The sequence below is a fragment of the Kluyvera ascorbata ATCC 33433 genome (assembly GCF_000735365.1).
In the GTDB taxonomy this organism is placed as follows: Bacteria; Pseudomonadota; Gammaproteobacteria; order Enterobacterales; family Enterobacteriaceae; genus Kluyvera; species Kluyvera ascorbata.
Genome location: NZ_JMPL01000035.1, coordinates 26323 through 36808 on the forward strand (window position 1 = coordinate 26323; position 10486 = coordinate 36808).

At 51.1% G+C, this 10486-nt stretch carries 13 protein-coding genes and 1 tRNA gene; 6 read left to right on the forward strand and 8 right to left on the reverse strand.

What is annotated here, in order from left to right; translation table 11 throughout:
• The first annotated feature begins 85 nt into the window (after positions 1-85).
• The 4 genes from GKAS_RS10765 to GKAS_RS10780 all read left to right on the forward strand — a co-directional run bounded on the left by GKAS_RS10765 (position 86) and on the right by GKAS_RS10780 (position 4092).
• Entirely contained in the window at positions 86-1387 is a 1302-nt protein-coding gene (locus GKAS_RS10765) for an anaerobic C4-dicarboxylate transporter (RefSeq protein WP_035894238.1), read from the forward strand.
• Positions 1388-1492: 105 nt separating this feature from the next.
• Positions 1493-1816 (forward strand): divalent cation tolerance protein CutA, encoded by a 324-nt coding sequence (cutA, locus tag GKAS_RS10770; protein ID WP_035894239.1) that lies wholly within the window; start codon positions 1493-1495, stop codon positions 1814-1816.
• Positions 1792-3474: a protein-disulfide reductase DsbD gene (locus tag GKAS_RS10775; RefSeq protein WP_035894240.1), complete on the forward strand. Its 1683-nt coding sequence runs from the start codon at positions 1792-1794 to the stop codon at positions 3472-3474. Before cutA ends, GKAS_RS10775 begins: the two co-directional genes overlap by 25 nt.
• Positions 3475-3516: 42 nt before the next feature.
• The gene (locus GKAS_RS10780) at positions 3517-4092 is read left to right on the forward strand and encodes a transcriptional regulator (RefSeq protein ID WP_035894241.1); all 576 of its coding nucleotides are present in this window, start codon (positions 3517-3519) and stop codon (positions 4090-4092) included.
• Here GKAS_RS10780 and GKAS_RS10785 read toward each other — a convergent pair.
• A complete protein-coding gene (locus GKAS_RS10785; RefSeq protein WP_035894242.1) occupies positions 4089-4430 on the reverse strand; it encodes a hypothetical protein in 342 nt (113 codons plus the stop codon). The genes GKAS_RS10780 and GKAS_RS10785 overlap by 4 nt on opposite strands.
• Positions 4431-4466: 36 nt before the next feature.
• Positions 4467-5261: an AraC family transcriptional regulator gene (locus GKAS_RS10790; protein ID WP_051910755.1), complete on the reverse strand. Its 795-nt coding sequence runs from the start codon at positions 5259-5261 to the stop codon at positions 4467-4469.
• Between the two features lie 32 nt (positions 5262-5293).
• Between GKAS_RS10790 and GKAS_RS10795 the strand changes: the two genes are divergently transcribed.
• Complete coding sequence (locus GKAS_RS10795) at positions 5294-5761, forward strand: WYL domain-containing protein (protein ID WP_246870730.1); 468 nt, start codon at positions 5294-5296, stop codon at positions 5759-5761.
• A gap of 391 nt (positions 5762-6152) precedes the next feature.
• Here GKAS_RS10795 and GKAS_RS24835 read toward each other — a convergent pair whose 3' ends face one another.
• The 5 genes from GKAS_RS24835 to GKAS_RS25285 form a co-directional block, all read right to left on the reverse strand.
• Positions 6153-6455 (reverse strand): hypothetical protein, encoded by a 303-nt coding sequence (locus GKAS_RS24835; RefSeq protein ID WP_147281560.1) that lies wholly within the window; start codon positions 6453-6455, stop codon positions 6153-6155.
• Between the two features lie 186 nt (positions 6456-6641).
• Positions 6642-7019, reverse strand: a complete 378-nt coding sequence (locus tag GKAS_RS23855) for a hypothetical protein (protein ID WP_246870731.1) — start codon at positions 7017-7019, stop codon at positions 6642-6644.
• A 20-nt stretch (positions 7020-7039) separates the two neighbouring features.
• Complete coding sequence (locus GKAS_RS10800; protein WP_035894244.1) at positions 7040-8203, reverse strand: hypothetical protein; 1164 nt, start codon at positions 8201-8203, stop codon at positions 7040-7042.
• Between the two features lie 2 nt (positions 8204-8205).
• Positions 8206-8736 (reverse strand): PAAR domain-containing protein, encoded by a 531-nt coding sequence (locus GKAS_RS23860; protein ID WP_072011384.1) that lies wholly within the window; start codon positions 8734-8736, stop codon positions 8206-8208.
• A 249-nt stretch (positions 8737-8985) separates the two neighbouring features.
• Positions 8986-9267: a PAAR domain-containing protein gene (locus tag GKAS_RS25285; protein ID WP_072011385.1), complete on the reverse strand. Its 282-nt coding sequence runs from the start codon at positions 9265-9267 to the stop codon at positions 8986-8988.
• 330 nt (positions 9268-9597) lie between these two features.
• Between GKAS_RS25285 and GKAS_RS10810 the strand changes: the two genes are divergently transcribed.
• Positions 9598-9673: transfer RNA gene (locus GKAS_RS10810), tRNA-Phe, on the forward strand.
• Positions 9674-9868: 195 nt separating this feature from the next.
• On the opposite strand, the gene GKAS_RS10815 is transcribed toward GKAS_RS10810, so the two are convergent.
• A partial coding sequence (locus GKAS_RS10815) for a site-specific integrase (RefSeq protein WP_035894254.1) occupies positions 9869-10486 on the reverse strand: 618 nt, incomplete at its 5' end.

A 10486-nucleotide genomic window follows, 5' to 3' on the forward strand; every position in this document is an offset into this window, starting at 1 on the left:
TGTCATGATGACATGCCTTTTTTGTTTCTATAATTCACGAAAACACAACAATTACATATCAACTTGTTAAACAAGGAAGGCTATTATGTTTGGAGCAGAGCTGGTCATTGTGCTTCTTGCCATTTATCTGGGGGCAAGACTTGGCGGTATCGGCATTGGTTTCGCCGGCGGTTTCGGCGTGCTGGTGCTGACGCTCATCTTTCAAATTAAACCCGGTGCGATACCCTTTGACGTTATTGAAATCATCATGGCGGTTATCGCTGCCATTGCCGCGATGCAGATTGCGGGAGGGATGGATTATCTCGTCAGTCTGGCCGAGCGACTGCTCCGCCGTCACCCCAAATACATCACCTTCTTAGCGCCGCTGGTCACTTGGTTTATGACCATTCTGGCGGGCACTGGGCACACCGCGTTCTCCACGCTGCCGGTCATCACTGAAGTCGCCAAAGAGCAGGGGATCCGCCCTTCTCGCCCGCTCTCTATTGCCGTGGTCGCCTCGCAGATTGCGATTACCGCCTCGCCGATTTCCGCGGCGGTGGTGTTCTTCGCCGGCATTCTGGAACCGATGGGCGTGAGCTACCTGACGCTGCTGGCTATCTGTATTCCGGTAACGCTGATTGCCGTTATGCTCACTGCCGTTGTCTGTAACTTCCTCGGCTGCGAGCTGAAAGACGACCCGGTGTATCAGGAACGTCTGGCAAAAGGTGAAGTGCGCCTGCGCGGTAGCAAAGTGTTTGAGCTGAAGCCGCACGCGAAGCGCTCCGTCCTGCTGTTCCTGATTGGTATTGTGGCGGTGATGTTCTACGCCACCGCCATCAGCGACACCGTCGGGCTGATTCAGAACCCGGTACTGCCGCGTAACGAAGCGATTGTGGTGTTCATGCTGACCATCGCCACGCTGATTTGTATCACCTGTAAAGTCGATACCGGCGAGATCCTCAACGCCAGCACCTTTAAGTCCGGCATGAGCGCCTGCGTATGCGTGCTGGGCGTTGCATGGCTGGGCGATACCTTCGTGAAAGCGCATATTACCGACATTCAGGCGGTAGCGGGCGACCTGCTGCACAATTATCCGTGGCTGCTGGCGGTGGTGCTGTTCTTTGCCGCAACCCTGCTTTACTCCCAGGCGGCAACCACCAAAGCGCTGATGCCTGCGGCGCTGATGCTCGGCGTAACCCCGCTGACGGCGATTGCTTCCTTCGCGGCGGTTTCCGCGCTGTTCGTGCTGCCAACCTACCCGACGCTGCTGGCCGCGGTAGAGATGGATGACACCGGCTCTACGCGCATCGGCAAATACGTGTTTAACCACGCCTTCCTGATCCCGGGCGTGATCGCCATTACCCTGTGCGTGATCCTCGGTTTTATCTTCGGCGGCCTGATGCTCTAATCCGCTATAAAAATCGTTAAAGTCGGGCCGCGCTGCGGCCCGATTCATTCAATCCCCATTACCCGCCGTGCTATAGTGCCTCTTTTCATCGATACGAGGTTTGCAATGAGTACTCCCGACGCTGTTGTGGTTCTCTGTACTGCTCCTGATGAAGCCACCGCCCAGGACCTGGCGGCGAAAGTGCTGGCAGAAAAGCTGGCGGCCTGCGCTACGCTGCTGCCCGGCGCAACATCGCTCTACTACTGGGAGGGGAAACTCGAACAGGAGTATGAAGTGCAGATGCTGCTGAAAACCGACCACGCGCACCAGCAGGCGCTGCTCGACTGTCTGAAGGCTCACCACCCGTATCAAACGCCCGAACTTCTGGTTTTACCCGTTACTCACGCAGATACCGATTACCTCTCATGGCTCAACGCTTCCTTACGCTGATTCTGCTGCTGTGCAGCACCTCGGCCTTTGCCGGGCTGTTCGACGCGCCCGGCCGCTCGCAATTCGTTCCTGCTGACCAGGCTTTCGCCTTTGATTTTCAGCAAAACCAGCACGATGTAAAACTTACCTGGCAGGTGAAAGACGGCTACTACCTGTATCGCAAACAGGTGCAGGTTACCCCGACTAACGCCAGCATTGCTCCGCTCCAGTTGCCCAACGGCGAATGGCATAGCGACGAGTTCTACGGCAAAAGCGAGATCTATCGCCACGGCCTGACCGTACCGGTGACGCTGACCCAGGCCAACGCAGGTGCGACGCTTACCGTCACCTACCAGGGCTGCGCCGACGCAGGCTTCTGCTACCCGCCGGAAACCAAAACCGTACCATTGAGCGCGGTCAAAGCCCTTCCCTCTCTCCCCTCAGGTGAGAGGGACGAAACCAGCGCGGACTTACCGTTCTCCGCCCTCTGGGCCTTACTCATCGGCATCGGCATCGCCTTCACCCCCTGCGTCCTGCCGATGTACCCGCTGATCTCCGGCATCGTCCTCGGCGGCAAACAGCGCCTCTCCACCGCCCGTGCGCTGCTGCTGGCCTTTATCTACGTGCAGGGCATGGCGCTAACCTACACCGCGCTCGGCCTGGTGGTGGCCGCCGCCGGCATGCAGTTCCAGGCGGCGCTCCAGCACCCTTACGTGCTCATCGGCCTGTCGGCGGTGTTTATCCTGCTGGCACTGTCGATGTTTGGTGCCTTCTCGCTGCAATTGCCATCGTCGCTGCAAACTCGCCTTACCCTGATGAGCAACCGCCAACAGGGCGGCTCAATGGGCGGCGTATTTGCGATGGGGGCGATCGCCGGGCTTATCTGCTCGCCGTGTACCACCGCGCCGCTGAGCGCTATTCTGCTGTACATCGCCCAGAGCGGTAACCTGTGGCTCGGCGGCGGTACGCTGTACCTCTACGCGTTGGGGATGGGCCTACCGCTGATTCTGGTGACGGTATTCGGCAACCGCCTGCTGCCCAAAAGCGGGCCATGGATGGCGCACGTCAAAACCGCGTTTGGCTTTGTGATCCTCGCCCTGCCAGTGTTCCTGCTGGAACGTATTATTGGTGACGCCTGGGGGCTGCGACTGTGGTCGATGCTCGGCGTGGCATTCTTCGGCTGGGCGTTTATCACCAGTCTTGGTTTGAAAAAGCCGTGGCAGCGCATCGGCCAAATACTCCTGCTCGCCGCCGCGCTGATTAGCGTACGCCCGCTTCAGGATTGGGCCTTTGGTACTACCGTGGCGCAGAGCCAGTCGCACCTCAACTTTACCCGCATCAACAGCGTTGAGACGCTGAACGCCGCGCTGGCCAACGCTCAGGGCAAGCCGGTCATGCTCGACCTTTACGCCGACTGGTGCGTGGCCTGCAAAGAGTTTGAGAAGTACACCTTTAGCGACCCGCAGGTGCAGCAGGCGCTGCAAAATACCGTACTGCTACAGGCGGACGTCACCGCCAACAGTGCGCAGGACATGGCGCTGCTAAAACATTTACAGGTTCTGGGCCTGCCAACCATTCTCTTCTTTGATGAGAACGGCAACGAGCAGCCCGCACTACGGGTGACCGGCTTTAAGGATGCCGCCGCGTTCCGCGCACATTTGCGCGATCGCCAACCGTAGACAACACTTTTAGACAGATAGCCGTCAACGGAGGAGAGACACGTGCAACGCGAAGACGTACTAGGAGAAGCCCTACAGCTCCTCGAGCAAGAAGGGATTGCGAGCACCACGCTGGAGATGGTTGCCGAACGCGTAGACCGTCCACTGGACGAACTGCGCCGTTTCTGGCCGGACAGCGAAGCGCTGCTGTATGACGCGCTGCGCTACCTGAGCCAGCAGGTTGAGACCTGGCGTCGCCAGTTGATGCTCAACGAAGAACTGACTCCCGAGCAAAAACTGCTGGCCCGCTACAGCGCGCTAACCGACTGCGTGACTAAAAACCGCTACCCCGGCTGCCTGTTTATCGCCGCCTGCACCTTCTACCCAGAAGCAGACCACCCGATTCATCAGCTCGCCGCGCAGCAAAAGCAGGCCGCCTATGACTACAGCCACGAACTGCTGACCCAACTGGAAGTGGACGACCCGGCGATGGTCGCCAAACAGATGCAGTTGGTGCTGGAAGGTTGCCTCAGCCGCATGCTGGTCAGCCGCAGCCAGGCCGATGTGGACACCGCGCAACGCCTCGCCGAAGACATTCTGCGCTTTGCCCAGTGCCGCCAGAACGGCGCGCTGACCTAAGCCAGCATCCCCGCCCAGGCGGAGACCAACAGGCACAGCGCCATCAGCCGCTGCAACCGCACCATCGCCACGGTGGTGCGGAACACCCGATTCACCGCCTTCCCCAGCCACGTCCAGCACATCAGACACGCTATCGAGATCAGTAAAAACCATAGCGCCATCAGCGTCACCTCACGTAGCGCGTGTTCGCCCGCGGGAGCAAACAGGCTGACGACCGCCAGCGCCGGAATGGTCGCCCGCACGCCAAAGTGCTGGCTGTTGTTAAGAATGAGGATATTGGTCGGCCCCGGCGTTATCGACGCAACGAAGGCAAACAGCAGAAACGGCATGATATTCACAGGTGACTCCTTATTATTGGAGCCTCGACTGTGCCGTTATTTATTGGAAACGTCTGGAAGGTTTGTGCACAACCGACGGTAATGCGCTGGCGAGATACGGTACGCTCGCTGGAACCAGCGCCCGAGATGGCTCTGGTCGGCAAAACCGAGCGACGCCGCCACGTCCACCGGCTGCTCACCCAGCGACAACAGCTGACGCGCTTTGGCCAGCCGCAGCTGGATCAGCCACGCGTGCGGTGCCAGGTTGAACTCGCGCTTAAAGCTGCGCGTGAGGGTAAAACGGTCGGTGCCCGTCTCCCGCGCTAAATCAGACAGCCCAATATTGTCGCCCATATGCGCATGCAGATAGTCCCGCGCCCGATGGGCAATCGCCGAGCTTTGAATCACCGACGGCAGCCGCTTGCACCACTGGCAGTGCGCGGTCAACTGCGCCAGTAGACCGTCCATGCTGCTCTGCTGCACAATGCGCATTTCATCGCTATGCAGCGTGCTAAACGTCTCGCCAATCGCCCGCACCAGCTGCGGTTCGCGGGTGAGCGTTTGGTTAAAGTGCAGCGAGTAACTATCCGGCGTGGCGTCATACAGCCCGCGCAGGGTGTTGGTCAGCCAGCGTTCGTCGAGGTAAAAGGTGAGATAGGTAAAGCCACCAGCCACCGGCGCTTCACCATCGTGAATTTCCCCCGGCTCCAGCAGGAAGGCATCACCCGGCACGCTATGGTGACGCTCGCGACGACAGTGGAACTGCTGGGTGCCAGACAGCGTGATCCCCACCAGATAGCTATCATGCCAGTGTGGATATTGTGCAGGATAACGGTGTTTATCACCTTGCATCTCACTATTTTCGTCGCCGCACTGAACGGGACATGAAGATACTTGCGAGGTTGCTGCATCTGGATCGCCTGTTACCCGCTATGGATGCCAAACTGTTAAGCCTTCTGCTCAACGGGGAACACTCTTCACCTTACCGGATTATGCTTCCGGAACCACGCCAGAAACCCACGCTGTTTGGTGATTTCAGCCGACTGACGCTCGCTATTCTTAACCAGACACAGGTGCGCATACGAACGGACGAAAAAATCGGCCATACCGTTCACCCCTACCGCCTGCTTTGCAGTCATGCGGAATGGTTTCTTACGGGTCACTCTCCAGCGGGGATTTTTGTTATCTCCCTTTCCCGTATCAGGCTGGTTGAAGTCTTACCGGATAGTACATTTGAGATTGATAATGACCTTCTTGCATTGATAGAACAAACAGACTTTATTGAGGCCCTGCCACACATGAATATTCTCGATCAGGTAAGACGATATGAAACAAAAACCACCAATAATTAAAAAATAAAAAGACAACATATTATTAGTGACGATTAAATCGTATTAACTGAGTTCTGGAGAAAACAATGATTATCAACAAAGAATATGCCCTTGTCGATGCAAAGGTCAGAACCCACATAAACCTTTATGACTATGAGAAGGAAATCAGGCAGGCGGCTGAAATAATTTTCAGATAAGACCTGAAAGATGTACACGTTAAGCAATTTAGTTTTACCATTAGCATTGACTCCCCAACATTAAGCACAAACCGATTCGTCAGCTTTTTAAATGCATTAGCAGCAATATCAACTGAGTTAGCTAGCCATAAAACAGAGAAAAATGATTATATTTACGAGATAGCCGCTAAAAGCGGCTTTTCATATCCTTGATATCAGATACCAATCAAACAATGTTAAGAAGGCCCTTCTGAGTCTTTGATTGTAATAGTATAGGTTTCATCGAAATCGCTAGGCTTTTGAAACATTGCCACATTGAAAAAGCCCGAAATACTAATTTTAATTAATCCTGTTTTAGTAGGAACTCCTTTAACTTGAAGGCAATTACTATCATATTTATCATTATCATAGCAAGTCAAGTATAAACCCATATCACTTGGTGAGATATTACCCAATAGTTCCCTATCACCATGAGAATTGGTCAACGTAGCAACACTCCCACCAAAAACATTTATCTGTGCATAGTAAGATTTACCCACCAATCAATCGTTAAGTTCCTTCTTTTCTGGCGAGAACTCAGCATGTAATGTACATCCTGATAGAATTAACAAACAAAAAACAGTTAACAATTTCTTCATGTTATTTTTATAGATTAAAATCCATTCATCCAAATACATGAGGGGAGCCCCCTGAACAACCGCCATCCCCTCACCACTCAACCACTATCAAGGAGTCACTTCTGAACCTTTGATCGTAATAGTATAGGTTTTATCAAAATGCCCTCCTGTCGCCACATTAGTTCCGAACAATCCGCCAGATACCCGTATATTAACAATTGCAGGTTTAATCGGTATACCCTCAACCTTGACACAATTGTGGGCTGGGGAGTCATTGCAATATTTCAAACTTAACCCTATATCAGAAGGTTTTATTTCACCCACAAATTTCTCTTTACCATTAGAATCTAAAGAAAATACTGCACCACCTCTTATTTTTATTTCACTGGAATATGGCACTCCGACTATCGCATCATTAAGAGTTTTGCCATCAGGAGTAACATTAGCATGTAAGGTACATGCCGATAACAAAAACGATATAGGCATAACAAAAAATTTCCGCATAACTATTTCAATGGTTTGAAGACCATCCCCCCAAAGAATCTATTTATGAAAAAATGCAAATCTTTCTTTTGTTTAACCCAGTTAATGGACCGCCCCCAAGAAAACAATTTTAAATTAATATAACCATTACTATCCTGCATTACAGTACCATCCCACACAATCCAGTGTGTAGGTAATGTTGTATTATTATCGCTACCTTCGAGAAGTCCATCATTTATCAATGTAACGACTTTATAGCCTTGCTCTACATATTTATTTAAATCTCTAACCCCCTGAACACCGGCCTGAGCAATGCCTACATTGCTGAATACTTTTTCATATCCAGCCTTTTCAAACCATTCCGTTAGTATTTGCCACATGGTGACACCCGCGACTGGGGAATCAAGGGTATCAAAACTAAATATTGCATTCTCTGAATCTCTGAGTCCTGCCAGAGTCATCCAATCAAGACCAGATATATCATCATAAAAATGACCTGCGGGATGTCTACAGCTCTTTCCTGGTACTATATTAAGTTCCCCAATTTTAGTTTTACCATACCGCCATAAATCCCTTGCGGCTTGAGCATACACATCTGGACGATCCTTTTGCAGACAATAAAAAAATGCAGCAGGTCCACATACACTGGCACTAGCCTGAAATGGAAAAGACTGGTGATAAAATCGTTTATTTATATCAGATTCGATTTTATTTTTCTCAAACGGATCTTGTGGTGTTCCTATAGGATACTCTTTCGCAATAAATGGGCGCTCTGGTACGGTGATTCGTATCATTTTTGTTTCGCCCCCCTGACTTTCAGGCTTCATTGTACCTTTTGACTCAAAATAACAGGGGTTCTCACGCTTCACCGGAGACCAAGTTTTACCTGATGCAAATTCTTCCAGCGTATACATCTTAGTAAACGGCACAGGCGTCACACAGTGTGTGTGCAGCATGGTTTTACGGTAAATTTTGACTTCCATAATATAAATGGTAGATAGAGACTCATTTATATTTCCGGTCATATGACTTTGCGTTTCATAATTACTCTGAAAAGGATGTTGTTTTACATCAATCAGGGTATATTTATTCCTTTCGGAATCCATGCGGTAAATGCACAGGTCGTATAACAAATAATCAGCCGGAACATTGGAATTTATACGGGTACAGAGATAATACACAGCCATAATTAATCCATTAATATATGCAGGTTAATATTTTCAGCAGATTCAGCAGAATGCCATTCTGTCATCCCCTCGTTATCCGTGATCCCTGTTTCTGTGTGACCATCCGGGAACATCAGAACATACCGACAGGCGATCATCAGTCTGCCATCATCATCAGCACACTGAAAACGCAGAGTGTTACGAGAAGAAGGTTGCTGAACAGGTTGGCTCTGCGCACTGATAATTTTTGCGGTTAACGGATTTCCTGCCGCAATGACATAGTTCGTACCTTCTGCACATCCGCACCGGACTGGTGAACCATAGACAACCACCGCTCTCCCCTGTGGATTGGTCTGCCGGGGATCACCTGAAACAATGACGCCGGGCTGACCACATCTCGGGCAGGAAGAAGTTTTATCTCCCACATAGAGCTTTCGCCTTCCGTTTACTGACCAGCCCTGACTCCCGGCATAACAGACTGCTCCTGTTGATGTTTTATCCCCATCCAGCCCGGAGTTTTTGCCATGCACACCGCTCCATCTGTTACCTGACATACCTTTCTCCTCAGTCCGTAAGAATATGCAGACTGATATCGCCTGCCGATTCGGCATAATGCCATCCCGTAACCCCATTTTCATCAGTCACTCCCGCCTCAGAACGTCCATCAGGGAACATAAGGGTATAGCGGCAGTCGGACATTAGCTGACCATCATCATCTGCGCACTGAAAGCGAATACAGTTCCGGGCACTTCAATCCTGTGCCTGCTGCGCCGCTACAGGCGACTGACTGGTATTGCGAGAGGTCAGAGAACCAACACCTGTGCTGGTAGATGCGAGGCTGAACCATAAACATAGTGATCAGGGCAACGGCACAACACTTTGTCACCTGTGGCAGCATAGGCTTTTCCTTCTTCTGCCCAGTCCTGTGCGGAGGCAAGGATTTCAAAATAGCCGTTACATTTGCTACATGATGCCTTGTCACCAGTACGGGCTATTGGCTTGTTGCCTTCAAACCATGTTGCGGTGGCGGAAATGATTTCTCCATAGCTAGTTTTATCGCCAAGGCAGGCCAGTGCTCTTGCCATCATTAATCCCTCAATAAAAAGTAAATGTTGACTATGCCCATCCATTTATCACGGTAATTGTCTTTTAATTAACCAGCAAAAACAAGCCATCAACCATCTACAATCCATTGATAACCCCTAAGGTTCTCAGTTATCAAACCAAACGCCAGAAATCATATGAAAGTCTTTCAGCAGACCCCAATTATTTACTGTGGTAGAGTTCTGGTAGAGGTAACAAGACTGTTATTTGAGCAAAATCATCACTTTTTGCTGAAAAAACACGCGTACGAACGATTCATTAAAGATTTTCCATTGACGAAACCAAGGTAATCCAGTTTAATACGCCCCGTTGCCCGGATAGCTCAGTCGGTAGAGCAGGGGATTGAAAATCCCCGTGTCCTTGGTTCGATTCCGAGTCCGGGCACCACTAATTTTGCATCAAAGCACGCTGGTTAAGAGATGAGAACCTTAACGGGCGGTTAATACAGGGGCCGGTCATTACGGAATGTCCTCCGGTGTAGGCGTATCTGCACTGGTTAACGTTTCTGAATCAGTCCCTCAAGTCAGGGAGCCTGTGTCCGCAGGCTCCCTGTTCTCGATCACTGGCAATAATCCCAGTCAATCAGTTTTGTGTCAATAGTTGTAATTCCCTTTCTACACAGAGATCTGTGTGCAGCGACAATTCTTCTTCCAGTGTTTTTCCCACAATGTCCATATTGAGTTCCACATATTCCATTGTTGTGCTTACGCTACGATGACCCAGTAAATCTTTAACCAACTGAAGATTCCTTTCCGGTGCTTTCATCAGTTCTGTAGCCAGGGTATGTCTGAAACGGTGCGGCGAAACGGCAAAACCACATTCCTTTGACAGACGGCGAAAAAAGGAGCGGATCTTTTGATGCATCACTGTCACATCATTCCTATCAAATTTTGCCTTTTTCCCGGCAATGTAAAAACTGACATCGAAGAGGTTATCTTTTGGCCCGGCTCCAGCCTCCGTTGCCCGTGTAAGAAGAAGCTGTAGCCGCAAACGCAGCTGCTTAACAACGGGAACGCGCCATTCCCTGTGCGTTTTACTCCCCTCAAGGCGCAGATCTATATAACCTTCTGTCAGATTGACGTCCCTGAGCTGAATATGCAGCAGTTGATTTTGCCTCATTCCCGTATATCTGAGCGTATCCAGGACGGTTATCCAGAACCAGGCCGGGTAAAGCGCACTCCGACCGCCACGTGCGAAAAT

What these genes read in the sequence shown, in the direction of transcription:
- GKAS_RS10765 (WP_035894238.1), top strand. Translation starts at nt 86, where the DNA reads ATGTTTGGAGCAGAGCTGGTCATTGTGCTTCTTGCCATTTATCTGGGG.
- cutA (WP_035894239.1), top strand. Translation starts at nt 1,493, where the DNA reads ATGAGTACTCCCGACGCTGTTGTGGTTCTCTGTACTGCTCCTGATGAA.
- GKAS_RS10775 (WP_035894240.1), top strand. Translation starts at nt 1,792, where the DNA reads ATGGCTCAACGCTTCCTTACGCTGATTCTGCTGCTGTGCAGCACCTCG.
- GKAS_RS10790 (WP_051910755.1), bottom strand. Translation starts at nt 5,261, where the DNA reads ATGCAAGGTGATAAACACCGTTATCCTGCACAATATCCACACTGGCAT.
- GKAS_RS10795 (WP_246870730.1), top strand. Translation starts at nt 5,294, where the DNA reads ATGAAGATACTTGCGAGGTTGCTGCATCTGGATCGCCTGTTACCCGCT.
- GKAS_RS23855 (WP_246870731.1), bottom strand. Translation starts at nt 7,019, where the DNA reads ATGCCTATATCGTTTTTGTTATCGGCATGTACCTTACATGCTAATGTT.
- GKAS_RS10800 (WP_035894244.1), bottom strand. Translation starts at nt 8,203, where the DNA reads ATGGCTGTGTATTATCTCTGTACCCGTATAAATTCCAATGTTCCGGCT.
- GKAS_RS23860 (WP_072011384.1), bottom strand. Translation starts at nt 8,736, where the DNA reads ATGTCAGGTAACAGATGGAGCGGTGTGCATGGCAAAAACTCCGGGCTG.
- GKAS_RS25285 (WP_072011385.1), bottom strand. Translation starts at nt 9,267, where the DNA reads ATGGCAAGAGCACTGGCCTGCCTTGGCGATAAAACTAGCTATGGAGAA.